Origin of the sequence: Aeromonas sp. MdU4 (assembly GCF_041929505.1) — a bacterium.
Classification (GTDB): Bacteria; Pseudomonadota; Gammaproteobacteria; order Enterobacterales; family Aeromonadaceae; genus Aeromonas.
The window spans coordinates 198,226-223,645 of the sequence record NZ_JBHFMW010000001.1 but is presented as its reverse complement, the minus strand read 5'-3'; the positions used below and the strand labels follow the sequence as shown (position 1 = coordinate 223,645).

Sequence of the window (25,420 nt, the reverse complement as noted above, 5' to 3'; positions counted from 1 at the left end):
TCCATCAGCGCAGGAAGAAAGCCATCATCAGCTTCTGGATCCAGCTGTTGTAGGGCGGGTGGATCAGTGAGCCGGTGGTGAACTTGCCGCGGGTCAGCACGGTTTTTGCCTTGGAGAAGGTGAGGAATCCCTCGTGGCCGTGGTAGTGGCCCATGCCGGAGGCGCCGATGCCGCCAAATGGCACATCGTCGGCGGCCACCTGAAACAGGCTCTCGTTGATGGCCATGCCGCCGGAGTGGGTCTCCCGGGTCACCCGCGCCTGCAGCGCGGGATCGAAGCTCATCAGATAGAGGGCCAGCGGGCGGGGCCGCTCGGCCACATAGGCGAGCGCCTCCTCCAGGGTGTCGTAGGGGATGAGCGGCAGCAGCGGACCAAAGATCTCCTGATGCATCACCTGGCAATGACCGGGTACCTCGGTCAGCAGATGGGGTACCAGCAGGCGACGCTTGTCGTCACGGGCCGGGCTGGCACAGGGATGCAGCTGGGCGCCAGCCTGCTCGGCTTCCTCCAGCCAGCTGGTGAGGCGCTGATACTGACGGTCGTTGATGATGGCGCCGTAGTCAGGGCTGGCGAGCCCTTGTGGATAGAGCTTGCCGAAGTGGCTGCGATAGGCGGCGATAAAGTTCTCCACCTCGCTGCGGGGCAGCAAAACATAGTCGGGGGCGACGCAGATCTGGCCGGCGTTGAGGCTCTTGCCAAAAATCATTCGCTCCACGGCGGTGGCTACCGGCATGTCGGGGGCGATGAGGCAGGGGCTCTTGCCACCCAGCTCAAGGGTGAGCGAGGTGAGCTGGGGAGCCGCTGCGGCCATCACCAGCTTGCCCACCATGGTGGATCCGGTGAACAGCAGGTGATCGAACGGGAGCGAGCTGAAGGCGGCGGCCATCTGGGCATCCCCCTCGATGATGGCGATCTCGTTCTCGTCAAATACGCTGGTGAGCATGGTGCGCAGCACGGCGTTGGTATGGGGAGTGAATTCGGAGAGTTTCAGCATCGCCCGGTTGCCAGCCGCGATGGCGGTGATGAGGGGGCCAAGGCTCAGCATTACCGGAAAGTTCCACGGCACTATGATGCCGACCACCCCGAGTGGCTGGAAGTGCACCTCCACCCGGGCGGGGGCCAGCAGCAGCCCGGCATGACGGCGGTGGGGCTGCATCCAGCGCTTGAGCCGTTTCTGGGTGTAGTTGATCTGCATGATGCAGGGGAGGATGTCGGCGATCTGGCTGTCGTAGTGGCTGCGTTGGCCATAATCCGCTGCCAGCGCCGTGCAGAGCTGCTCCTTGTTGGCGAGCAGTGCCTGTTTGAGTTTGGTCAGTTGTGTCCGGCGCTCGACCAGGGTGGGCATGGGGTGAGCCAGACTCGCCCGTTTTAACCGTGCCAGCTGATCGGGCAGGGACAATTTGATGGCGAGGATATCCTCAGGAGTGTGTTGAAGCTGCGCCGCACCCATATTGTTCTCCGCATGAAAAATGACCGACTGATTAGTCGGTCTAAATCTAGCTATTTGTTGCGTGAATGTAAAGTCATCTCGTTCTTCCCCATGTCCCGCGAGTTGGACACAAGAGAGAACTGTGTGCCCCACCACATTTTTGTGGTTTTCCCATTGGTGGCTTATCCAATAAGGGGTAGTTTTTGGTTATTAACCGACACGGAGAGAGCACTATGACCAGGGAACTGAACAGCTTGTTGGCACGGCTTGAAGATGTGGTTGAGCGGATGCCGGATTGCTTCAACACCTATGAATTTGCCCAGAAGCTGGCACTGCAATATCAATCGGAGTTCTTTGCTGCCGGTCACTCGCTGGCTGGTCACGATGGTAAGGTGCTGCCGTTGCTGCACCAGAAGATCGCCGAGGCGCTGGCGGTCAGTGAGGTGGTGATTGAAGGGGCATTGCTCCCCTGTGTGACCCCCTGGGGGGAGAAGGCGACCTCACCGCGCTGGCATCGCAAGCACTGAGAGGGGCACGCTGGGGTGCGTGATGTTCCCTGAATGGATATCTCTGGCGCGGCCTGAATGGGCCGCGCCATTTTTTTGGGGCGGAGCCTCTGGTTGCAGTGCCGGAAAGTGCAAGCAAAGGTGCAGGGTGTGATCCCCTGCCGGGATAAAGGGCGATGAGCCCGGTAGACTCCCCCTTTTGTTGTCGCTGCAGGGAGGTCACATGACTGACAAGATCCAGACTCACAAGATTATTCTCGACACCGATCCGGGCATCGATGATGCCATGGCCATCCTCTTTGCCGAGGCTCACCCCGCCATCGAACTGCTCGCCATCACCACCGTCTTTGGCAACGCCACCATCGCCAATGGCACCCGCAATGCTCTCTGGCTCAAGCAGAAGTACGGCATGAAAGCGGATGTGGCCAAAGGCGCTGCCGCCCCGCTGCTGCGCGAGCCGGTCGGCCCGACCACCATAGTCCACGGCCCGAGCGGTTTTGGCGACCTGGAGGCGGGAGAGGTGAGTATTGCGCCCGATCCCCGCCCCGCCTGGCAGTATATTGTCGAAGCGGTCAAAGCGGCGCCCGGGGAGATCACCCTCGTTACCATCGGGCCCCTGACCAATCTGGCGCTGGCGCTGCAGCAGGCGCCCGAGATTGTTGCACTGGTGAAACAGGTGGTGGTGATGGGGGGCGCTTTTGGTAACAATGGTCATCGTGGCAACGTCACCCCTTATGCCGAGGCCAATATTCACGACGATCCCGATGCCGCTGACCGGGTCTTTACCGCCGACTGGCCGGTGGTGATCATCGGGCTGGATGTGACCCAGCAGAGCTTTTTCAGCGGTGACTATCTCGATGCACTGCGCGACGAGGCGGGCGAGCCGGGCCAGTTCCTGTGGGATGTCAGCCGCTTCTACCTGCGTTTTTACTCGGAGAAACTGGGGCTCTCTGGTTGTCACGTCCACGATCCGTCCGCCATCGCCTATGTGATTGACCCGACCCTCTTTACCCTGCGGGAAGGGCCGGTACGGGTCATCACCAGTGGCCCGGCCATCGGTCATACCCTGCAAAAGTTCGATGGCAAGCGCCATTCCCACGATGGCTGGGCCGAGTTTCGCCCGCAGCAGGTTGGGGTGGCGGTGCGTGATGAGGCGCTGCTCGCCCTCTATCGCGAGACGCTGGTGGCCTGGGGCAAGCGCCGTTAAACGACCCTGACGGCCTGGCGGGGATTCGTGGTGGCGCGCGTTGCGTTGCGGCTGTGATCCCTGCCAAACAATCGCGGCGTACGGGCGCTTATACTGTCTGATATCAAGACGTTAGGAGGAGTTGGCATGGCCTGGATTTCCTTGATAGTGGCGATAGCCCTGATCTGGTGGTTGATGAAGCTGGGGCGGGGTGCCCTGTTCGAGATCCGCCTTGCCCCCGGCAAGGTGGTGGTCAAGCAGGGCAAGGTGCCACCTGCATTTCTGGCTCAAGCCAAGCAGATCCTGCACCACGAGCCGGTGCGTGGCCGCATTGTGGGACAGCGCGATGGCGACGGGGTGAAGCTGGTCTTTTCCCGCTCCATCCCCGAGCCGGTGGCCCAGCGTTTTCGCAATATCTTCCCCTATGGTGACTACCGCCACGCCACCGCTCCGGGTGCCAAGCCGCGCAAAGGGTAGATGCTGGCAGGCAGAGTGCATCAGATAGCAGACGGGCCTCCAGTGGAGGCCCGTTTTTTTATGGCGCTTGGCCAAGAGAGCGCTGCTTGCCCTTACTCCTTGCCGTGCAGCTCGCGCTGCGCCTTGACGGCAGCAGCCTTGATGGCCTGCCCCTCGTTACCCCAGGAAGCGCGCAATGTATTGACCAGCTCGGCGATCCGCTCGTCATCCATGGTCCAGCCATAACCCGGCATGTGGTAGCCGATATGGCCGCGGGTGATGGGGGTCTCGGCGCCGTGCAGCAGTACGTTGATCAGGCTGGACGGGTCACCCGAAAGCACGGTGCGGTTGTTCACCAGCGAGGGAATGACGTGGTCATTGCCCTGGCCGTTGACCCCATGACAGGTGGAGCAGTACATGGCGTAGTCCGCTTTGCCGCCAGCACTGGCATAGGCTCGGGCCCCTTTCTCCGCCACCGGTTCATCTTTCAGATCGGTGAGGTAGGTGGCGATGCTGGCCAGATCGGCGTCGCTGAAATACTGGCTGCTGTGGGTGATCACTTCCCCCATCGGGCCTGTCACCGCCTGATGCTGGCTGCGGCCGGTTTTCAGCAGATCGATCAGCGCCTGCTTGTCGTAGCGGCTGCCGCGAATATCGGGAGCATACCAGCCGTCGAGGGCGGCACCGCTCAGATAGACGGGATCCGCTTCGGTCAGCGCTTTCTCCTGCATGCCAAGCCCGCGCGGGGTGTGGCAGCTGCCGCAGTGACCGGCACCCTGTACCAGATAGGCGCCGCGGTTCCACTCTTCGCTCTTGCCAGCGACCGGGGTGAAGCGACTGTCATCGTGATAGACCCAGTTCCAGCCCATCAGCGGCCAGCGCATGTTGAGCGGCCAGGGGATGTCGCTCTCCTTGTTGGCGATGGCCAGCGGTTGCACCTCCTGCATCAGGTAGTGGTAGAGGGCGGTGAGATCTTCATCGCTCATCTTGGCGTAGGCGGTGTAGGGCATGGCCGGATAGAGGCGATGCCCATCGCGGGCTACCCCTTCGCGCATCACCTTGATGAACTCCGGCAGGCTGTAGTTGCCGATGCCATGACTCTTGTCGGGGGTGATGTTGGTGGCAAACACGGTGCCGATGGGGGTCGGGAACCCTTTGCCGCCAGCCAGCGGTTTGCTGGCCTCGCTGGTGTGACAGGCGGCGCAATCACCCAGCTTGGCCACGTATTCACCGGCCGACATGGCAGGCGCGGCATGCAGGGTGAAGGCGGGCAGGGCCAGCAGCAGGGTGCTGGCAGTCAGTGACAGGGCGCGGCTCATTGGGCACCTCCCTTGGTGATGGCGACCAGCTCGTTGACGGCGCGCCACGCCTCGTCGATGGCGGCGTGGGCATAGGGGCTCCAGCCTGAATCCGAGTTGGCGATGGTGATGTTGCCGACCGGCTTGCGACCCAGCTCGATCCACTTCTCGCACTGCGCCTCGTCATCGAACAGGGTGTTGGTGATGTAGGAGTAGCCGTGGGACCAGCGGTTGACCGTGATGGCGAGGATATCCTGCTCATGGTTGAAACCGGCGCTACCCAGCATCCCCTGCAGCTGCTCGCGGATCATCTGCTCGTGCTGCTCGAACGGCATGCCGAGGATCATGGCTCGCCCCTTGCGGGACTGCTCGCGGGACGACAGACCGCTGCCCGGCAGGGTCGGCACATAGACCATGTGCAGGCACATCGGCTGATCCGGGTTCTTGGGATGCTCGTACCCACCCAGATTGACCGGATAGTCGAGCTTGACCCGGCTGTAGGGGGCTGCGGGGGAGTAGACCTCGTGTACCCCCAGCTTGACGAAGGCTTGCCAGTTTTTGATCACCACCTTGGTGTAGACCAGCGGCGCCTTGACGTTCTGGCGCAGCGCCTCCTTCTGGGGATCCGGCATTTCGGGCACCAGGTAGGGGATCATCATGTTGTAGCCAGCCATAACAGACTGCTTGGCTCTTACCCGATGCAGTTTTCCTTCCTTGATGTAGGTGACATCCACCGCCAGTTTGCCATCGGCGAGGCGCACGTTTTTCGCCTGTAGCGCCGTACTGCCAAGGCGCAGCTGCACCTTGTGCCCCGGCAGATCGAGCTTGCTGTAGTCAAACTTGGCCAGCACCACATCCTGCATGCTGTGACCCGGCGCCACCTGCGGGATGAGCTTGCGCACCATCAGGCGGGTGAGGCCGGCATTGCCATCCGGGAAGTGGAAGATGTAGGGGTCGTCCAGCTCCGCCTGCTCCTCGGCATCGAGGGGCGTCAGGTTGAGACCATCGAAGCCCGGCAGGGCGCACAGGCGAGCATCGGCACAGGCGGTGGCGTCGATGCCGACAGCCTGAAAATCGTTGGTACGCTGCTGGAAGTAGGTGATGGCACGTTCGCTGAGGCCCACTTTATCGCGCAGGAAGGTGGTGTAGCTGTTGCGGGTCACCCACTCATCCTGCTGCTCGCGGGTCATGCCGCTCAGGTAGTCGATCTTCGCTTCGTGCAGGGCCAGCAGGGCAGCCTTGTCACTCTCGTCGAGCGGGAAGTCGCCGATAAACTCGGCCAGTGGACGGCCGTTCAGGCGATCGCGCGGGATGTCGTCCGCCACGTTATGGCCCGGATCGCCGTTCACTATCTTGTTGACGCCAAAGTGCTTCTCGTCGAAATAGACGCCGCGGCTGAGCCCCAGATCCGGATAGAAGGTCTGCTGGAACCCTTTGGCCAGCTCGTCGATGTTGACCTCCAGTGTCTTGAGCAGCCCCAGCGCCACCGGGCTGTAGACCGAGCGCGGCGATTGCAGGGACTCGCTGCCGCCATAGCCCAGTCGCAGGCCATCGGGAGTGGTGAACTCGTTGCGCTTGGCGTGACCGCCAAAGTCATCGTGGTTGTCGAGCAGCAGGATCTTTTTATCGACCCCCAGCAACTGCTGATAGAAGCAGGCGGCGGCCAGCCCGCTGATGCCTGCGCCGACGATCACCAGATCATATTCCCCCTCGAGGGGGACATTGGCAAAGTCATACTGCTTGCCGTCGCGGGCAATGCTGTGGGCCGGTTCGAAGGAGCCGGGATGGTTGCCGCGCAGGCCGGTGAGGGCGGGCGGGTAGACCAGCGTCTTGTCAGCCAGCGCGCTGCCGGCTTCGGCAGCCTTGAGCAGGTTGATGGGGGCGATGCCTGCTGCGATGGTGATGGCGACGCCATTGAGAAAATCTCTGCGTGTAATGCTCATGGCAATCCCTGTTGTATGAAGAGTTGAAAAAATGGCACAGAGTTGAATTGGTAGCTGGCAAGCAGCAAGGAGACGCAACCTACTGCCATCTCCCGGTAGAGTCCAAGGTTTTGATAATAACTTATTAAACAAAATGATAAAGCTTGTGATTGGCCAAAGAGAATTAGATGCCTCTGTTTTGCATCTTTGCGAGCCAAAACCTCATCAAGCCCCTGGAATTAATTTGAGCCAAGCATGATTAATTATTTTTTTGACCCAGATCATTGTCATGTTTTCGCTTTAATCCAATCAAAAAACAGTGCCAATATCATGCTAGGAGTGACCATTCTGGGTGATTTGGCCATGAATAAACCGGTTGTGTCGTTCCTCGGACCAAGGGTGGTTGAAATAAACACAAGGATTGGTTGGTTAGTGAGCGGTAAGTATCAGGAAACTTGTTACCAGTAACCTGATAACAATTGTTATGCATACGGTGCTGAATCGCATACAACTGTGAGATTAATTTTTCATGTTGTTCACATGACCCTGTTTTGCTCAAAATAATCCGCTTTTTTTACAACTTTATCCTGCGAAGTTAAGGACACTGCATGAGACCTTTTGAGTTAAAGAGGGGCTTGGGTGCTTTGCTGTTGATCGCAGCTGCCAGCATGCTGACTGGCTGTGACATGGCTCTGATGAGCCCCAAAGGGCAGATTGGTTTGGAACAGAAATCACTGATATTGACGGCACTTGGCCTGATGTTAATCGTGGTGATCCCTGTAATTATTATGGCCGTGGTATTTTCTCGTAAATACAGAGCTTCGAATACCGACGCCAAATATACGCCTGACTGGTCTCACTCCAATAAAATTGAAGCGGTTGTCTGGACCGTTCCCGTCATTATTATCGTCATTCTGGCGACCATTACCTGGAAAACAGCGCACGAGCTGGATCCCTACAAACCGCTGGATTCTACGGTGAAACCCATTCAGGTCGATGTTATTTCCCTCGACTGGAAATGGTTGTTTATCTATCCGGAACTGGGTATTGCATCGGTCAATGAGCTGGCCTTCCCGGTCAACACGCCGGTCAATTTCCGGGTGACCTCCGATACCGTGATGAACTCCTTCTTCATTCCGCGTCTGGGTGGCCAGATCTACGCCATGGCGGGGATGCAGACCAAGTTGCACCTCATCGCCAACGAGGCGGGTCAGTATGACGGCATCTCCAGCAGTTACAGCGGCGCCGGTTTCTCCGGCATGAAATTCAATGCCATTGCTACCCCGGATCAGGCCGGTTTTGATGCCTGGGTTGCCAAGGTGAAGGCATCGCCCAAGATGCTGACCACCATGGGTGAATTTGACGTGCTGGCCAAGCCGACCGAATACCATCCGGTGGAGTACTTCTCCAGCGCCGACCCGAAACTGTTCGTCAATGTGATCAACAAGTTCATGGGCGATATGGGCCATGGCGAGCACAAGGGCATGAACCACCAGGCTCCCATGCCGCAGGGCGAAACCATGACTCACGAGGGCATGGATCACTCGCAGATGAACCATGCCGAGATGGCGCAAGATGAACAAATGGATCATGCCGGCCATATGAACATGGCGATGGATGACAACTCTGTGAAAGCGGGATCCGAGGAATAACCGATGTTTGGAAAATTAACGCTCGACGCCATTCCGTACCATGAGCCGATTATCATGGTAACGGTGGCCGGAATCATTCTGGGGGGATTGGCGGTTGCCGGTCTCATCACCTATTTCGGCAAATGGCAATATCTGTGGAAAGAGTGGTTCACGTCGGTGGATCACAAGCGCCTCGGGATCATGTATCTCATCCTCGGCATGGTGATGTTGCTGCGCGGTTTTGCCGACGCGGTGATGATGCGCACCCAGCAGGTGATGGCATCGGCGGGTAGCGACGGCATCTTGCCACCCCACCACTATGACCAGATCTTCACCGCCCACGGCGTCATCATGATCTTCTTCGTGGCGATGCCACTGGTGATCGGCCTGATGAACATCGTCGTGCCATTGCAGATCGGCGCCCGTGACGTGGCCTTCCCCTTCCTCAACAACGTGAGCTTCTGGTTCACTGCCGCCGCCGTGGTGTTGATCAACATCTCCCTCGGGGTCGGTGAGTTTGCCCAGACCGGCTGGCTGGCCTATCCGCCGCTGTCGGGGCTGGAGTACAGCCCGGGGGTTGGGGTCGACTACTGGATCTGGAGTCTGCAGATCTCGGGGTTGGGTACCTTGCTGACTGGCGTCAACTTCTTCGCCACCATCATCAAGCTGCGTGCCCCTGGCATGACCATGATGCGCCTGCCGGTGTTCACCTGGACTGCCCTGTGCGCCAACATCCTGATCATCGCCTCCTTCCCGATCCTGACTGTCACCATCGCCCTGCTCACCGCAGACCGTTACCTCGGCACCCATTTCTTTACCAATGACATGGGTGGCAACATGATGATGTACATCAACCTGATCTGGGCCTGGGGTCACCCCGAGGTGTACATCCTGGTATTGCCGGTGTTCGGGATCTTCTCCGAAGTGGTGGCCACCTTCAGCAAGAAGAAGTTGTTCGGTTACACCTCGCTGGTGTGGGCGACTATCGCCATTACCGTGCTCTCCTTCATCGTCTGGCTGCACCACTTCTTCACCATGGGGTCCGGTGCCAACGTGAATGCCTTCTTCGGCATCACCACCATGATCATCTCCATCCCGACCGGGGTGAAGATCTTCAACTGGCTGTTCACCATGTACCGTGGTCGCATCGAGTTCACCTCGCCCATGCTGTGGACGGTTGGCTTCATCATCACCTTCAGCATCGGTGGCATGACCGGGGTACTGCTCTCGGTACCGGCCGCCAACTTCGTGCTGCACAACAGCCTGTTCCTGATCGCCCACTTCCACAACGTCATCATCGGCGGCGTGGTGTTTGGCTGCTTCGCCGGTATCACCTACTGGTTCCCGAAAGCGTTCGGCTTCAAGCTTAACGATGTCTGGGGCAAGCGTGCCTTCTGGTTCTGGATTGTCGGCTTCTTCGTCGCCTTCATGCCGCTCTACGTGCTGGGCTTTATGGGCATGACCCGTCGTGTCAGCCAGCAGCTGGATCCGGCTTTCCACCCCTGGCTGGTGGTGGCTGCAGTGGGTGCCGGTCTGATTGCCATTGGTGTCTTGTGTCAGGTGATCCAGGTAGTGGTCAGTATCCGCGACCGCGAGCAGAACCGCGATCTGACCGGCGATCCCTGGGGTGGCCGTACCCTGGAGTGGGCGACTTCCTCGCCACCGCCCTTCTACAACTTTGCCATCGAGCCGAAGATCAAGGGACTGGATGCGTTCTGGGAAGCCAAGCAGGAGGGCACTGCCTATCAGCAGCCCGAGCACTATGACCCGATCCACATGCCGAAAAACACCGGCGCCGGGGTCATCATCGCGGGCTTTGCCACTCTGTTTGGCTTTGCCATGATCTGGCACATCTGGTGGATGGCCATCGCCGGCTTTATCGGCATGATCGCCAGCTGGATCATCCACAGCTTCAATGATGACGTGGATTACTACGTGCAGGTTGACGAGATCGAGCGGATCGAGCGTCAACGTTTTGAAAACCTCAACAAGGTGGCGTGAAGCAATGGCGACCGACGTTCTACATCACACTCAAGAGGGTGCCCATGACCATGGGCACCACGATGCCGGTGCCAACAAGGTGTTCGGTTTCTGGATCTATCTGATGAGTGACTGCATCCTGTTTGCATGCCTGTTTGCAACCTATGCAGTCCTGGTCAACGGCACCGCTGGCGGCCCGAGTGGCAAAGATATCTTCGAACTGCCGTTCGTATTTGGCGAAACCATGCTGCTGCTCTTTAGCAGCATCACCTTCGGTTTTGCCATGCTGGCGATGAACAAGCACCAGCTCTCTGCCGTCAACGGCTGGTTGCTGGTGACGTTCGTGCTGGGTGCCGGCTTTATCGCGATGGAGGTCTACGAGTTCCATCACCTGATCGTCGAGGGTTACGGCCCGGATCGCAGCGCCTTCCTCTCCGCCTTCTTCACCCTGGTCGGTACCCACGGTATCCACGTGACCAGCGGCCTTATCTGGATCATCGTGATGATGGTGCTGGTGGCCAAGAAGGGGCTGACTGATCGCAACCGCTCCCGCCTGATGTGCCTGAGCCTGTTCTGGCACTTCCTCGACGTGGTGTGGATCTGCGTCTTTACCGTGGTCTATCTGATGGGGGCAATGTAAATGAGCACACATACCGTAGACAATCACGGCGCCAGCCATGGCACCACCAAGAGCTATCTGACCGGCTTCGTGCTGTCAGTCATTCTGACCGCGATCCCGTTCTGGATGGTGATGGATGGCTCCGCCTCCCACACCACCGTACTGGCCACCGTAGTTGGTATGGCCGTGGTGCAGATCTTCGTGCATCTGGTTTATTTCCTGCACATGAACACCTCGTCCGAGGAGCGCTGGAATCTGGTGGCACTGGTCTTTACCGTGCTCATCATCGCCATCGTGGTGGTGGGTTCCCTGTGGATCATGTACAACCTCAACATCAACATGATGGTCCACTGAGCGGGTTGACAACGATGATGAAGCAATACCTGCAAGTGACCAAGCCGGGCATCATCTTCGGTAACCTTATCTCGGTTATCGGGGGATTCCTGCTGGCCTCGAAGGGGAGCATGGACTTGCCCCTGTTCATTCTGACCATGGCTGGTGTATCACTGGTGGTCGCCTCCGGTTGCGTGTTCAACAACTACATCGACCGGGACATCGACTGCATCATGGAGCGCACCAAAAACCGTGCGCTGGTGAAGGGGCTGATCGCACCCGGTGTGTCGCTCTGGTACGCCACTGCGCTCGGCATTGCGGGCATTGCACTGCTCTACTGGGCGGCCAATCCGTTGGCCGCCCTGCTGGCGGTGTTGGGCTTCATTGTCTATGTGGGGGTCTACAGCCTCTACATGAAGCGCCACTCGGTCTACGGCACTCTGGTCGGCAGCCTCTCCGGCGCCGCGCCGCCAGTCATCGGCTACTGCGCGGTGAGCGGTCAGTTCGACTCGGGTGCACTGATCCTGCTGGCGATCTTCAGTCTGTGGCAGATGCCGCACTCCTATGCGATCGCCATCTTCCGCTTCAAGGATTACCAGGCGGCCAACATCCCGGTGTTGCCGGTGGTGAAGGGGATCCCGGTGGCCAAGCTCCACATCACCCTCTACATCCTGGCCTTTATGGTACCGACCCTGATGTTGTTCCTCGGCGGCTATGCCGGTTACAAGTATCTGGTGGTGGCGACCGCGGTCAGCGTCTGGTGGCTGGGGATGGCGCTGTCGGGCTACAAGCAGGTGGTGGATGATGCACTCTGGGCGCGCAAGCTGTTCATGTTCTCTATTGTCACCATCACTTGTCTCAGCGTGATGATGTCGGTGGACTTCCAGCCGGAAGCCGGGTCTGTTGTCCTGGTGAGCATGTTGCCCTGACATGTTGCCCTGATAGTGTGATTCGCCCCCTAAATAGATGAAATCCAGAGCCGGGAACTTTCCCGGCTCTGTTATTATGGGGCCGCCCTCCCGGGCACTTTTCCCGTATATCGGGTGTGGCACGCCCGTGTCGGCCACCCCTTGAGTCTCCCTTCTCCCTGATCTATCGAGGCCATCATGAATGATTTCACCATGACGAGCGGCGAGCGCCGTGCCACCTGGGCGCTCGGCTCCGTCTTCTCGTTACGGATGCTCGGCATGTTTATGGTGCTGCCGGTGTTGACCACCTACGGCATGTCGCTGGCCGGTGCCTCCGAGGCGCTGATTGGCCTGGCCATCGGCATCTACGGCATGACCCAGGCGCTGTTTCAGATCCCGTTCGGCCTGCTTTCCGACAAGGTGGGCCGCAAACCCCTTATTGTCGGCGGCCTGCTGATGTTTGCGTTTGGCAGTGTGGTCGCCGCGCTGACCCACTCCATCTGGGGGGTGATCCTCGGCCGCGCCCTGCAGGGGAGCGGTGCCATCTCCGCCGCCGTAATGGCGCTGCTCTCGGATCTCACCCGCGAGCAGAATCGCACCAAGGCGATGGCCTTCATCGGGGTGAGCTTTGGTATCACCTTTGCCATCGCCATGGTAACCGGCCCCCTTATCACCCACGCGCTGGGGCTCTCCGGCCTGTTCTGGCTCATCGCCCTGCTGGCGCTGGGGGGCATCGCCGTTACCCTCTGGCTGGTGCCGACCCCGAGCGGCCACCTGCTCAATCGCGAGTCCGGCATGGTGAAGGGGGGGATGCGCACCGTGCTGACCAATCCGCGCCTGCTCAAGCTCAACTTCGGTATCCTCTGCGTACACACCCTGCTGATGTCGAGCTTCGTGGCGCTGCCGCCGCTGCTGGAGCGCGCCGGCTTGCCCCGCGACAGTCAGTGGCAAGCTTATCTGGTCACCATGCTGATCGCCTTTGTCAGCGTGGTGCCCTTCATCATCTATGCCGAGAAGCGCAGAAAGATGAAGCGGGTGTTCCAGATCTGCGTGCTGGTGATGCTCGTTGCCGAGCTGGTGCTCTGGCAAAGCGGGCTGCAGCTGTGGGGGCTACTGGCCGGGCTGCAGATCTTCTTTATCGGTTTCAACGTGATGGAGGCGCTGCTGCCATCCCTCATCAGCAAGGAGTCGCCCCCCGGCTACAAGGGCACCGCCATGGGGATCTACTCCACCAGCCAGTTTATCGGGGTGGCCATCGGCGGCAGCCTCGGCGGCCTGCTCTACAGCCTGGGTGGCGCATCGCTGGTGTTTGGCGGCTGCGCGGTGCTGGCCCTCGTCTGGCTCGGGGTCAGCCTCACCATGCAGGAGCCCCCTTACGTGAGCAGCCTGCGCATTCTGTTACCGGAGGGTGTCGCGGCGACCCCGGCGCTGGAGCAGAAGATCCGCGCCTGTGACGGGGTGAGCGACGTGCTGCTGGCCGCCTCGGAGCGCTCCGTCTATGTCAAGGTGGACAGCAAGCGTATCAGCCGCCGGGATCTGGAGCTGCTGGTCATCGACGGTTGGCACTGATCGCGCTAAGCTTGGCTCAGCTCTGTAACTACTTGTTTTTGAACCATCTGGAGGCGAAATGAACTGGTATATTTCGGTACTCAAACAATATGCGGTATTCAGCGGGCGGGCACGTCGCACCGAATATTGGATGTTCGTGCTCTGCAACGTGGTGGTTGTGCTGCTGGTGGGGATGGTGGATCGGCTGCTCGGCAACGAGAAGGAGATCCTGAGTTCCATCTATTCGTTGGCGGTGCTGCTCCCCTCGCTCGCAGTCGCCGCGCGCCGGTTGCACGACACCGACCGTAGCGGCTGGTGGCTGCTGATCGGCCTTATCCCCATCATCGGCACCCTGGTGCTCATCTACTTTATGGTCTGCAACGGCCAGCAGGGGCCGAACCGCTTCGGCGATGATCCCAAAGCGGGCCCCTCGCAAGGCTTTATTGCCAGCTAGGTTGAGTGGTCAGTCGCGCAAACAGAAGAGGGAGGCATCATGCCTCCCTCTTGCATTATTGGGCGTCAAGATCGCGCCAGAACGGCTTGTCACCGAGCACGGTCGCCCGATGCATGATGCGCCGGGCTGGCAGATAGTCGGCATTGGCGTAGTGCTGGGTGACCCGGTTGTCCCAGATGGCGATGTCGTTCTCCCGCCAGCGCCAGCGTACCTGATACTCGGGCTTGGTGATGTGGGCGAACAGGAAGGTGAGCAGCGCCTCGCTTTCCCGCGTCGGCAGATCGGGCAGACGGGTGGTGAAGCCTTCATTGACGAACAGAGCCTGACGGCCACTGAGGGGATGGGTGCGAACCACCGGGTGGCGCAGCGGCGGGTGGCGGGTCGCCGCCTCTTGCCAGCGCGCATATTCGGCAGCGCTGCCCTGATGGCGGTGGGCAGGAAACGATTTGGTGAAATCGTGCTCTGCTTCCAGCCCTGACAGCAGTCGTTGTAATCGGGTGGAGAGCCCTGCAAAGGCGGCAATGCCGCTGGCCCACAGGGTATCGCCTCCCACCGGCGGCAACTGCTTGGCGGCCAGAATGGCCAGCGCGGGGGGAGTCTCGATAAAGGTGACATCGGTGTGCCAGTTGTCGTTATCCGGCGGGTTGTCGTTGTGGGTGTCGAGCACAATGATCTCCTCGGCCTCCGGCGCGTGGGGATAGACCGGGTGAATGTGCAGATCGCCAAAGCGGTGGGCCAGCGTCCGCTGTTGCCGGGGTGTGATGGGTTGATCCCGAAAGAACAGCACCTGATGGGTCAGCAGAGCCTGTTGCAACTGGGCGAACTGTGCATCCTCGAGTGGCTCGGCCAGGGTGAGGCCGCTGATCTCGGCGCCGATGTAGGGGCCGAGGGGGGTGATATGCAGGGAATTATTCATAGTCCTTCTCCATGCCACGGCGTCAGGCGACGCTGCAGCGCACGTAAACCAAGTTCCAGAGTGAAGGCGATCAGAGCGATCACCAGAATGCCCGCCAGCACCACGTCGGTGGCGAGAAACTCGCCGGCGGATTGCACCATGAAGCCCACGCCGCGGGTGGCGGCGATAAGCTCGGCCGCCACCAGGGTGGACCAGCCGACCCCGAGCCCGATGCGTAGCCCGGTGAGAATATCCGGCATGGCACCGGGCAGAATGACATGCCACAGCACTTGCCAGCGGGTGGCGCCCAGTGCCTTGGCAGCCCGCAGCCGCACCAGTTTTGCGCCCTGCACCCCCGCCAGCGTCGCCATGGCGACCGGTGCGAAGATGGCGAGATAGATGAGCAGCACCTTGGAGGTTTCACCGATGCCAAACCAGATCACCATGAGTGGCAGGTAGGCGAGCGGGGGGACCGGCCGGTAGAGCTCGATCAGCGGATCCAGCATGCCACGCAGGGTGGGGCTGAGCCCCATGGCGAGACCCACCGTCACGCCGCACAGGGTGGCGGCAGCAAGGGCGATCAGGATGCGCTGCAGACTGGCGGCGAGGTGCTGCCAGAGGGTGGCATCCATGAAGCCTTGCGGCCCTGCAATGGTGACAAATTGATGCAGCACCTGGCCGGGGGGGGCAGGAACAGCGGGTTTATCAAGCCGAGGCGCGCCACCAGCCACCAGAGAAGCAGCAGGACAGCCAGAGTGAGCAGACTCACGCTGAGTCGGCGGGAGAGGGGTCTGCGCAGATGATGACGCAGGGCCCTGCGAGTCGGGCCGAGGGGGCGGGAGAGGGCAAGGCTCATGCAAACACCTCCCGCTCGGCGAAGACCCGGCCAAGGACATATTCCCGTTGCTCGATAAAGGCAGGATCCGACTTGATGCTGCGGCATGACTCGCCAGCGGCAAAGCGACGGCCAAAGTCCAGGGTCAAGCGCTCCATGACTCGCCCCGGCGAGGGGGAGAGCAGTATCAGTTCGGTGGCCATAAATACCGCCTCCTCGATATCGTGGGTGATGAGCAGCACCTGGCGGCGCTGTTCGTGCCACAGGCGCAGCAGCAGGGTTTGCATCTGCTCGCGGGTAAAGGCATCGAGGGCGCCGAAGGGCTCGTCGAGCAGCAGCAGTTGCGGCTGGGTGGCCAGCGCTCGGGCGATGCCGACCCGTTGACGCTGACCGCCGGAGAGCTGCCAGATGGGCTTGGCGTGGGCCTCTTCCAGTCCCACCTTGCGCAGCATGGCCAGTGCTCTGGCTTCGCGTTCCGAGCGGGGCAGCCCGGCCAGTTGCAGCCCGAAGGCGACGTTGTCCAGCACGGTGCGCCAGGGCAGCAGCCCCTCGTGCTGAAAGACCACCCCGCGCTCGGCGCCGGGGCCGGTTACTGGCCGCCCCTGCAAGGTGATGTGTCCCTGCTGGTAGGGCAGAAAGCCTGCGATAAGGTTGAGCAGGGTGGTCTTGCCGCAGCCGGAGGGGCCGAGCACCACCATCAGCTCTCCCGCGTCCAGCGTCAGGTTGATGTTGTCGAGGACGCGGCGTCCGTCGTAGTCGGCGCAAAGGTGAGTGAGTTGCAGCATGGCTGCCTCCTTGTGGTAGCGGGGTCAGCGGGGCTGAGCCTTGACGAAGCGATCGGTGACAACGTCGCGATAGTCACTGCGGTTGCTCTGCACCTTGCCCTGCTCTTTGAGAAAGCGGCTGGTGTCCACCAGGGTCCGGTTCACCAGCTCGCCGAGCTCGGCACTCTGCTGGCTGGCGCTGAGGTAGGTGTTGCCCTTGACCAGTCCGGGCACGTCCGCTTCTGCAACCCCGCTCAATTTGGCCAGCTTGGCGAGGTTGTCCGGCCGGGCCAGCCAGCCATCGGGGTTGGCAAGATAGTCACGTTGGGCGGCCAGGGTGCTGTCGACAAAGGCTTGCACCAGCTCGGGATGGGCGTTGGCGAAATCCTTGCGCACTACCCAGACATCCAGAGTGGGGGCGCCCCACTCACCCACTTGGGTCGAGTCGGTCAGCACCTTGCCCCCCTTGGTCAGTTCGTTCAGCGCTGGTGCCCAGACATAGGCGCCATCGATATCCCCCCGCTGCCAGGCGGCGATGATGGCGGGCGGCTGCAGGTTGACGATCTGCAGGCTGGCCGGATCCACGCCCCAGTGCCGCAGGGCGGCCAGCAGGCTGTAGTGGGTGGTGGAGGTAAAGGGGACGGCGATGCGCTTGCCGCTGAGCGCCGCAGGGGATGCGAGCCCGGGCTTGACCACCAGCGCTTCCGAGTTGCCGATCTTGGCGGCGAGCAGGAACACCTCGATGGGCACCTGCTGGTTGGCTGCCACCGCCAGCGGGCTGGAGCCGATATTGCCGATCTGCACATCGCCGGAGGCGAGCGCCCGCACCACGTTAGCGCCGCTGTCAAACTTGAGCCATTTCACCGTAGCGCCGCTGGTGCGGGCAAAGGTGCCGTCAGCCTGGGCCACCTTGGCGGGTTCGGCGGAGGTCTGGTAGGCCACCGTCACCTCGACGGCATTGGCCTGCAGGCTGAGGAGGGCAAGAGCCGCGAGCCAAAGGGAATGTCCTTTTCCTGTCATTAGATTGCTCCATTGGGGGAATGAAGCAGCAGTTTTCCCATTGTTCAGGGCGACAGGGAAAGACCGAAAATATATGGCTGATGAGATATGGTTCTTAGATAAATAACGGCAACAGAATCCGGTTATTTATATATCTCAATATGACAAGTCGATATTTGGCAGCTGGCAATAGGCGTTGAAATATCGTCAGAAAATATGGGCAAGTTGCTATGGTCGCCATTTATTGAATATCAAACAGGCCAAGTTTTGGCGGGCAAATATAACACCCGCCATTGTACCGCGTGACTCAAGAGGATCGGCCCCTGTTCAGCGCTCGATCAGGGGGGCTGAGCGGTAGCTCCACATACCGTAGGTGCGCAGCACGTCGCGGTAGATGCCGAGCAGTTCGCTCTGGCTCACACTTGCCAGATCCTCGAGCGGCTTGTCGGGAAAGCTGACGCTCACCACCTGCAGCCCGGCCGGGCCAGCCTGATCGCAGGCGGTTTCGAGCACCGCCTGACCTCGGCGGACATGGCTGGCGGAGCTCACCAGCACCGCATGGCTAATTTGGTGGCGGGCGAGGGCGTAAGCGCTGTAGAGGCCATTTTCCACCGTGCTGGTGGCGTAGTTCTCCTCGATGAGGCGGCTGCGGTCGATGCCGCGATTGGCCAGCCAGTCGGCCATCAGCTTGCCCTCGGTCTGGTGATTTTGCGGCACCCCGCCGGTCAGGATGATGAGCGAATCGGGATCCGCCTTGGCAAGCTTGAGGGTGGCTTGCAGTCTGCCCAGCAGGATCCGGTCCATGGTGCCATCCGGATTGAGGGCATAACCCAGGGTGACGATGGCGCGTTTGCCCTCTTGGGTGGCCTTGAGCTGATCCTCGGTCAGCTCGGTCTGCAGCGCCATGGTGGTGACTCTTTGTACCCGGGCGATGATCTTGTCCAGATCGGCGGCGCGTCCGCCGTTGCGATCCGCCACCTTGGCAAGGGCGGTGCGCGACGCCTCCTTGTTTCCCTTCACCAGCTGCCAGATGGCGAGGTAACTGTTGATGTCGAGGTCATCGGGGGCGACCGCCTGTGCCTGCTCCAGCAGCGCGATGGCGCGGTCGATATTGCCGTTGTAGATCTGGGCGTTGGCTGCCGAGATGAGCAGGTCGGTGCGGTAGGGTTCGAGCTGATAGGCAGCCAGCAACCGGTTGGTGACCAGCTCCATATTGCTCGGCATCTTGGCGGTAAAACCGGCGTGGGAGATCTTGGCCGGTGATTTGTAGATCTGCTGTGCCTCGGCCAGCAGCATGTCCACCACCTGACGTTTACTTACCAGAGTATTGAGGTCGCTCTCGATCTGCATCGAGCTATCGGCCGCCTGCAGGGCGAGGGGAGAGAGGGCCAGCAGGCCGCTCAGCGTCAGGGCGAGAAGGGTCTGTTTCATTAAAAGGATTCCTCGGTCGATCTGCGCACCACCGCTGCGAGCCAAACAGTGGGCATAGCGAAGCAAAGTCGCGTTAATTCAGGCTGTTAGTGCAAAACAAGCGGGCAATATAGCAGTTATCGGGGCGTCAAACTGTGAGTCGGGGCGAGTCGTTGGGTTGCCACCGCCAGGGAGGCATCCATGTGGCAATAAAGGGACTGCAGGCGCCTGAAAATGACAGGGGGAAGTGCTTCCCCCTGCCGTGAGAGGCTCTGGCCCCTCCCTCTATCGCGATTCAAGATAGATTGGGTGTCAAGCTATCTGCCGGTGAGTGGCCGCGGTCAGTTCCACATTGGGGAGACGCGTACTTCCAGCGTTTCCTGCTGCTCTTCCGGCATATCGCTGAAGAAATTGAGGTCGGTTTGCTCCTCCACTTCGCTTACCGAGACCCGGTAGTTTGCCAGCTCGCTAGTCGCGACTTTTTCATGGGGCAGAATAAAGGCGATAGCTTGCAATTTGGCCGGATCCATCACGATCTTGTAGTAGGCGCTCGGGATTGCCACACCCTGGCCAATGGATTCTTCGGAGTGGGTAAAAATAGGACCTGTGATGACTTGCACATCTTTCCGGGTAATAGCCCAATCGCGCACCATCTTTTCCAGTCTTGCCCAAGCTCCACTGTTCAGCGTACTGATTTGAGGGGTCATATTGGAGAGTAGAAAGCTCTCTTTCATGCTCTTTGCCGAAGTTCGCATATCAGCGGCAGGGGCCTGATGACCACGTGTATAGCCAGATTTATAGTAGTCACTCAGGGTCGCGCGGTAGGCCGCCGGGATTTCCTTGTCCTCGGCGAAGGCATCCTTGCGCGGCGCTGTGCCCTGTGCGCTCTTGGCGGTCATCCGGTAGGAGACCCAGTCCGCCACCTTGTAGTCGTAGTTGTAGCCGACGGCATACCCTTCACGGCAGAGCTTCTGATCCGATTCAGAGGGGAGGCCGAAGCGCACGTGGTCGCCGCACTCCCAGTGGGCTGCCAGCAAGGGAGTAGCCGTGAGGGTGAGGGTAACAGCCAGAAACAATTTATTGATTTTTATCATTTTTTTGATGCTCCAGTTTAGTAGGTGGAGCCATTTGACCTGAGATCTGGCCAGCGCTTCAATTGCTGTTTTCCTACATGGCTTCATTCTGTGATGGCTCGCCAAAATCCGTAATGTTGCAGGTTAATATGTTTTAAATCAGTGGCTTGGCTAGTGGGATGATATGGGATTGGTCGGCAGACAACAAAAAGGGGCCCGCGATGGGCCCCTGGTGATTATTCGGGTCGTCTGGTTGCTATCAGGCAGCTTGGGTCTTGTTGCCTTGAGTGCGTGCCAGCAGACCTTCCGGATTGTGAATCGCCTCTTTGACTTTCACGTCGATCACCTCGATATCGGTGAAACGTTCCCGGTATTTGATGGCCACATCGTGGGCGAAGATAACGTAGCGAGCGTTGGCGACATCCTTGGCGGTGATACGGTTGATGATGCCGTTGGCGCCCTGGGTCTCGACCTTGAGTTTGATCCCCTGCTTGGCAGCGGCCTTCTGCAGGCTCTTGGCGGCCAGGAAGGTGTGGGCAACGCCAGACGGGCAGGCAGTGATGGCCAGGACGTCAGCTTCACCTTCGGCTTCGATAGCCTGGTAGTCGGTCTCCGGAGTGGTCACTTCATCCTCTTCGGTCACCGGCTTCTTCAGCAGGTTGACGATGACGGCAGTGGTCAGGGCGCCGAGGATGGTACCCAGGATGTAACCCATCTTGCCTTCCACGACCGGCAGCACAATCCAGCCACCCCAGGGGGCGTGGTTGATGCTGTGCATCATGAAGCCGGTGATGTTGCCGACGATACCACCCGCCACGATGGCCGGGATAACACGCATGGGGTCAGCGGCGGCAAACGGGATGGCACCTTCGCTGATACCGATCATGCCCATGATGGCGGCCGCTTTACCGGATTCACGCTCCTCTTTCTTGTAACGCTTCGGAGACATCAGGGTAGCCAGTGCCATGCCCAGCGGCGGCACACAGATGGCGATACCGACACCGCCCATCAGCCAGGGCTGGGTGTTGACCTGAGTCTGGGCAAACAGGGTAGCAACCTTGTTGACCGGGCCGCCCATATCGAAGGCAGTCATACCACCCAGAATGGCACCCAGCATCACTTTGCCGGAGCCAGCCATGCTGGAGAGCCAGTGGTTCATCCCTTCCATCATGGCGGCGATCGGTGCACCGATCCCCCACATCACGATGCCACACACCAGGAAGGTACCGATCAGCGGATAGATGAAGATGGAACCGAGCGAGGTCATGGAGTCAGGCAGCTTGATCCGTTTGAGCTGATTGACCACGAAACCGGCGATAAAGCCCACCAGGATGGCGCCGAGGAAACCGGTTTGATAGTGCTGAACGGCAATCCAGGAGCCGATCATGCCCGGTGCCAGGCCCGGTTTGTCAGCCAGCGAGTAGGCGATATAGCCGCCCAATACTGCGGTAAACAGGGTCAGACCGGCGATACCCATGGTCGCCATGTCCTTGAGGAAGCCCGCTTCCGGCACGGCGCCCTTGCCGCTCATCATCACCGACAGCGACAGCAGCACACCGCCCGCCACGATAAAGGGGATCATGTGGGAGGTACCAAACAGCAGGTGCTGTTTCATGGTATTGAGGCGATCCTTGAAGGTGCGCTCGGTGGGTTCAGCCGGGGCAGTGGCAGCCGGTTTGGCAGCCGGGGCCGGTTTTGCCACGCTCGGGCCTTGCTTGAGCAGCTTCATCGCCTGTTCTATGGTGGTGGCGGCCTTCATCTGTTCAATAAAGCCCGGCTCCAGCAGACGGGTAGAGAGTTCGGCCAGCACTTCGATGTGGTGGTTGGCGCCGCCATCCGGGGAGGCGATCATGAAGATCAGCTGGGTCGGCTTGCCATCTTCGGCACCGTACTCGATCCCCTGACGGCTGACACCGATGGCAATGGCCGGGCGGCTAACCGCCTTGCTCTTGGCGTGGGGCAGGGCCACACCCTGCTCGAAGCCGGTGCAGTCGAGCTGTTCGCGGGCCCAGACATCTTTGACAAACTGCTGCTGGTCAGACACGGCGCCATCACGCGCCAGCATCTGCGCCATCTCGTCGAACAGGGCCTCCTTGCTGGTGGCCTTCAACTCAAGGCAGATGAGTCTGCCATTGGTCATGGTGGATAACATCTCACTCTCCTTTCCCGTCAGGGCTAAGTCATGCGTTACGAATTGGTGTCATTATTGCCCTGTCTGGTTGTGATAAACAGGCGATGAATGTAGCAATAACTGGATTTTTGTTGCATGGTTTTGCGGGTGTGATCCAGCTCGCAAAGTGTTGTTAAAGGACTCATTAATTGTTCTTGTTTAATTCAATGCGAGATGTGATTGCCGTCAAGGTATGACGAAAAAGGGCTTGCTGCCGTTTTTTTGGCAATTTAATCCGATTTACGCCCGGTTTTTGATGCTTTTAACGCCAGTAGTGGCCAGGCAGCGCAGGATCAAAAGAAAACGGCCCAGCGCCGATTAGATCTTTTCAATCTATCTGGCGTGGACCGTCTGGTATCACAAAGTGACATTTTGCGGCTGTGAGCTAAATGTCACTCCAATGCTATGGCACGTTATTTTTGGGATGGAGTATCGCCCATCACAAAGTGGAGGTTGCCCCCCGGTACAAACTCCTTGTGCTCGAAGAACAGGCCATCTTTGAGCGGTTTGCCATTGATGGTGGCCGACTGGACATAGCGGTTCTGGGCACTGTTGTTATCGGCGGTGATGGTGAATGTCCCGCCCTTGACCGGGATGGTCGCTTTGGCAAACAGCGGACGACCGATGGTGTAGACGGGATCCGCCGCATTGACCTGATAGAAGCCAAGGGCAGACATGACGTACCAGGCTGACATGGAGCCGACATCCTCGTTACCTATGATGCCTGCCGGGGTATTGGCGTACATGGTGGTGAGGATGTGATCGACATGCTCCTGGGTTTTCCACGGCTCCGAGGTCCAGTTGTAGAGATAGGGAATATGGTGGGAAGGCTCGTTGCCAAAGGCTACCTGGCCAATCATCCCGGTCATGTCTGCGGTCTCCGAGCCCTGGCTCTTGGCGGCGAAGGTGGCATCCAGATTTTGCTTGAAGGCCTCTTCCCCGCCCATCGCGGCTTTCAGACCCTTGATGTCGTGGGGGACAAACCAGGTCCACTGCCAGGCGTTGCCCTCGGTATAGTTGCCGGTCTCATGTTCGGTACCATAAGGGTCAAACGGTGTCATGAAGGAGCCGTCGATCATCACCGGACGCATGAAACCGGTCACCCCGTACTGGGCGTATTCGGCTGCATTGTGATCGAAGTAGCGCTGATAGCCGTTCGAGCGGGTCAGATAGTGCGCCTCTGCGGCCTTGTTGCCTGCAGCCTTGGCGATCCGGGCAATGGCCCAGTCATAGAAGGCATTTTCTAGGCCATAAGAGACCGACTCGAGGGTGTAGTCCGGGAAGACCGGTTGGCCATTGAGCCGCTGTACCGCCGGGGCAAAACCGTATTTTTCGATGTAATCGATATGCTTGCTGAGCGTCTTGTCCAGCACCGCCTTGTCCCATTCAGCAGCCAGTATCGGGTAGTTGGTATAGGTGGAGGAGTCGATGGCCGCTTTCAGCGCCAGGTTTTTCTCCTGGGGAGTGAAGGCCTCGGGGTATTTGGTGATGGCATCGGCAATCACCACCACCGCCGGGTAGCCAACCATGGTGCCGGTCTCATCCCCCAGATGTTCCCACTTGGGCAGCAAGCCGCTCTCCAGATACTTCTGGATCATATTCTTGGCATATTGCACGGCGCGGGTCGGTTCGGTGATGGTCTTGAGCGGGTGCAGCGCGCGCTGGGTGTCCCACAGGGAGTAGACCGAGAAGTTGGGCTGCTCTTCGCTCGCCTGACCATAGTAAATCGAGTAGCTGCCTTCCCCTTTGGCCTGTGCCCCTTTGCCCATGCCGCGGTAGTTGCCATCCACATCCTGATGGACGATGGGGGCGATCTTGGTGTGGTAGAGGGCGGTGTAGAAGATCGCTTGTTGCTCGCTGGTACCTCCCTCGATGGTGAAGTTGAGGGCGTTGGCCCACTTCTCGCGGGCATTGGCGCGGGCCTCGTCAAACGAGACATTCCCTTCGGCCTGATAGTTTTTTTGTGCCCCGGTAGCATCGACAGCGGAGAGTGCCACCCTGGCATTCAGTTGTGCGGAATTGCCGGCGTCAAACTCGATATAAGCGGTGACATCGGCGTTGGAGTTGGCTTTGTGCTCGGCGGTCAGCCCTTCGACCGGTACGCCACCGGCAAGGATATATACCCCTTTGATCTTCTTGTCGAAGGTCGCATGGAAGAAGATCTTCTGGTTTTTCGCCCAACCGGAGAAGTGGGCGGCATCCCGCTCCCCGATGACGGTGTAGCCATCTTCACTGACAGTGAGTTTGTTGCGCAGTGAACTCGAGCCCCAGTCGCTGTTGAGGATCGAGTTCAAATCGATTTTCAACCGCTGCGGTTCACCCTGCGGATAGGTGTAGCGGTGAAAGCCCACCCGTTCGGAGGCGGTCAGTTCAGCCTGGATGCCATTGTCGGCGATGCGCACCGCATAGTAGCCAGGTTCGGCCTGTTCGGACTTTTTGTCCATTTTGACCGAGATGGCCTTGCGGTAATCATTGCTCTGTTCGATGTATTTGGAGTTATCTTCGGTAAATGGCAGGAACAGAATATCCCCCAGTCCCCCCATGCCGGTGCCGGAGAGATGAGTGTGGGAAAAACCGAACAGGGTGTCCTTATCGAAGTGATAGCCAGAGGAGGAGTGCCAGCCGATCAACTCGGTATCCGGCGAGAGTTGTACCATCCCTTCAGGCACCACGGGGCCGGGAAAGGTGTGACCATTAAAACCAGTGCCAACGAATGGGTTCACATATTGCAACACATTGGTTGGCGTTGGCTTTTGCTCGTCGTCATTGGTGGTGCTGTTATCTGAATTGCAGCCGGATAACATGGCTACCGTGCTGGTCAGGGTAATGGCCAGAATATTTTTCTTGAACATATTGAGCGGCTCCATCGGGTAGAGGGTGAGCAGTCATGATCTATTTTTATGAGACCGGAGCGATCCCTGAGCAATATTGCTGCTCGATGGCATTGATCCCGGCGAGCACTATTATTCCCATGCCAGCTGCTCCATCGACAGAGTAAAAAAGT

The 25,420-nt window shown here is 59.5% G+C and carries 22 protein-coding genes; 10 read left to right on the top strand and 12 right to left on the bottom strand.

The genetic code is table 11. The annotated features are described in order from the left end of the window. Positions 1-4 precede the first annotated feature (4 nt). A complete protein-coding gene (locus ACE1BR_RS01000; RefSeq protein WP_374866784.1) occupies positions 5-1,450 on the bottom strand; it encodes a coniferyl aldehyde dehydrogenase in 1,446 nt (481 codons plus the stop codon). Between the two features lie 212 nt (positions 1,451-1,662). Between ACE1BR_RS01000 and ACE1BR_RS00995 the strand changes: the two genes are divergently transcribed. The 3 genes from ACE1BR_RS00995 (at position 1,663) to ACE1BR_RS00985 (ending at position 3,598) form a co-directional block, all read left to right on the top strand. Then, complete coding sequence (locus ACE1BR_RS00995; RefSeq protein WP_374866782.1) at positions 1,663-1,956, top strand: hypothetical protein; 294 nt, start codon at positions 1,663-1,665, stop codon at positions 1,954-1,956. A 202-nt stretch (positions 1,957-2,158) separates the two neighbouring features. After that, positions 2,159-3,142 carry a nucleoside hydrolase gene (locus ACE1BR_RS00990; RefSeq protein ID WP_374866780.1) on the top strand — a complete coding sequence of 328 codons (984 nt, stop codon included), beginning with the start codon at positions 2,159-2,161 and terminating at the stop codon, positions 3,140-3,142. 126 nt (positions 3,143-3,268) lie between these two features. Further along, positions 3,269-3,598: a DUF3634 family protein gene (locus ACE1BR_RS00985; RefSeq protein ID WP_374866778.1), complete on the top strand. Its 330-nt coding sequence runs from the start codon at positions 3,269-3,271 to the stop codon at positions 3,596-3,598. A gap of 92 nt (positions 3,599-3,690) precedes the next feature. On the opposite strand, the gene ACE1BR_RS00980 is transcribed toward ACE1BR_RS00985, so the two are convergent. Both ACE1BR_RS00980 and ACE1BR_RS00975 read right to left on the bottom strand, forming a co-directional pair. Next, entirely contained in the window at positions 3,691-4,896 is a 1,206-nt protein-coding gene (locus tag ACE1BR_RS00980) for a cytochrome c (protein ID WP_374866776.1), read from the bottom strand. Beyond that, positions 4,893-6,818 (bottom strand): NAD(P)-binding protein, encoded by a 1,926-nt coding sequence (locus ACE1BR_RS00975; protein WP_374866774.1) that lies wholly within the window; start codon positions 6,816-6,818, stop codon positions 4,893-4,895. The genes ACE1BR_RS00980 and ACE1BR_RS00975 overlap by 4 nt, the downstream gene beginning before the upstream one ends. Before the next feature lie 587 nt (positions 6,819-7,405). Between ACE1BR_RS00975 and cyoA the strand changes: the two genes are divergently transcribed. The 7 genes from cyoA (at position 7,406) to ACE1BR_RS00940 (ending at position 14,270) form a co-directional block, all read left to right on the top strand. Then, complete coding sequence (gene cyoA / locus ACE1BR_RS00970) at positions 7,406-8,449, top strand: cytochrome o ubiquinol oxidase subunit II (RefSeq protein ID WP_374866772.1); 1,044 nt, start codon at positions 7,406-7,408, stop codon at positions 8,447-8,449. A gap of 3 nt (positions 8,450-8,452) precedes the next feature. Further along, a complete protein-coding gene (cyoB, locus tag ACE1BR_RS00965; RefSeq protein ID WP_374866770.1) occupies positions 8,453-10,429 on the top strand; it encodes a cytochrome o ubiquinol oxidase subunit I in 1,977 nt (658 codons plus the stop codon). A gap of 4 nt (positions 10,430-10,433) precedes the next feature. After that, positions 10,434-11,048, top strand: coding sequence for a cytochrome o ubiquinol oxidase subunit III (locus ACE1BR_RS00960; protein ID WP_374866768.1), 615 nt, complete (start codon positions 10,434-10,436; stop codon positions 11,046-11,048). Continuing rightward, the gene (locus ACE1BR_RS00955) at positions 11,049-11,381 is read left to right on the top strand and encodes a cytochrome o ubiquinol oxidase subunit IV (protein ID WP_374866766.1); all 333 of its coding nucleotides are present in this window, start codon (positions 11,049-11,051) and stop codon (positions 11,379-11,381) included. It begins immediately after the preceding gene. A 14-nt stretch (positions 11,382-11,395) separates the two neighbouring features. Next, the gene (gene cyoE / locus ACE1BR_RS00950; RefSeq protein ID WP_374866764.1) at positions 11,396-12,289 is read left to right on the top strand and encodes a heme o synthase; all 894 of its coding nucleotides are present in this window, start codon (positions 11,396-11,398) and stop codon (positions 12,287-12,289) included. Between the two features lie 177 nt (positions 12,290-12,466). Next, positions 12,467-13,837 carry an MFS transporter gene (locus tag ACE1BR_RS00945; RefSeq protein ID WP_374866762.1) on the top strand — a complete coding sequence of 457 codons (1,371 nt, stop codon included), beginning with the start codon at positions 12,467-12,469 and terminating at the stop codon, positions 13,835-13,837. 58 nt (positions 13,838-13,895) lie between these two features. Beyond that, a complete protein-coding gene (locus ACE1BR_RS00940; RefSeq protein ID WP_374866760.1) occupies positions 13,896-14,270 on the top strand; it encodes a DUF805 domain-containing protein in 375 nt (124 codons plus the stop codon). Between the two features lie 55 nt (positions 14,271-14,325). Here the strand turns inward: ACE1BR_RS00940 and tauD are convergent, their stop codons facing one another. The 9 genes from tauD to ACE1BR_RS00895 form a co-directional block, all read right to left on the bottom strand. Next, a complete protein-coding gene (gene tauD, locus ACE1BR_RS00935) occupies positions 14,326-15,186 on the bottom strand; it encodes a taurine dioxygenase (protein WP_374866758.1) in 861 nt (286 codons plus the stop codon). Then, positions 15,183-15,839 carry a taurine ABC transporter permease TauC gene (gene tauC / locus ACE1BR_RS00930; protein ID WP_374866756.1) on the bottom strand — a complete coding sequence of 219 codons (657 nt, stop codon included), beginning with the start codon at positions 15,837-15,839 and terminating at the stop codon, positions 15,183-15,185. Before tauC ends, tauD begins: the two co-directional genes overlap by 4 nt. Beyond that, positions 15,746-16,021: a hypothetical protein gene (locus ACE1BR_RS00925; protein WP_374866951.1), complete on the bottom strand. Its 276-nt coding sequence runs from the start codon at positions 16,019-16,021 to the stop codon at positions 15,746-15,748. The genes tauC and ACE1BR_RS00925 overlap by 94 nt, the downstream gene beginning before the upstream one ends. Then, on the bottom strand, positions 16,018-16,785 hold the full coding sequence (gene tauB, locus ACE1BR_RS00920) for a taurine ABC transporter ATP-binding subunit (protein ID WP_374866754.1): 768 nt from the start codon (positions 16,783-16,785) through the stop codon (positions 16,018-16,020). The genes ACE1BR_RS00925 and tauB overlap by 4 nt, the downstream gene beginning before the upstream one ends. Positions 16,786-16,809: 24 nt before the next feature. Beyond that, positions 16,810-17,784: a taurine ABC transporter substrate-binding protein gene (gene tauA / locus ACE1BR_RS00915; RefSeq protein ID WP_374866752.1), complete on the bottom strand. Its 975-nt coding sequence runs from the start codon at positions 17,782-17,784 to the stop codon at positions 16,810-16,812. Positions 17,785-18,090: 306 nt separating this feature from the next. Further along, positions 18,091-19,194 (bottom strand): ElyC/SanA/YdcF family protein, encoded by a 1,104-nt coding sequence (locus ACE1BR_RS00910; protein WP_374866750.1) that lies wholly within the window; start codon positions 19,192-19,194, stop codon positions 18,091-18,093. 320 nt (positions 19,195-19,514) lie between these two features. Further along, the gene (locus ACE1BR_RS00905; protein WP_374866748.1) at positions 19,515-20,267 is read right to left on the bottom strand and encodes a DNA/RNA non-specific endonuclease; all 753 of its coding nucleotides are present in this window, start codon (positions 20,265-20,267) and stop codon (positions 19,515-19,517) included. Positions 20,268-20,505: 238 nt separating this feature from the next. Next, positions 20,506-22,398: a PTS fructose transporter subunit EIIC gene (locus tag ACE1BR_RS00900; RefSeq protein WP_374866746.1), complete on the bottom strand. Its 1,893-nt coding sequence runs from the start codon at positions 22,396-22,398 to the stop codon at positions 20,506-20,508. Positions 22,399-22,829: 431 nt separating this feature from the next. After that, complete coding sequence (locus tag ACE1BR_RS00895; protein WP_374866744.1) at positions 22,830-25,268, bottom strand: GH92 family glycosyl hydrolase; 2,439 nt, start codon at positions 25,266-25,268, stop codon at positions 22,830-22,832. Between the last annotated feature and the right edge of the window lie 152 nt (positions 25,269-25,420).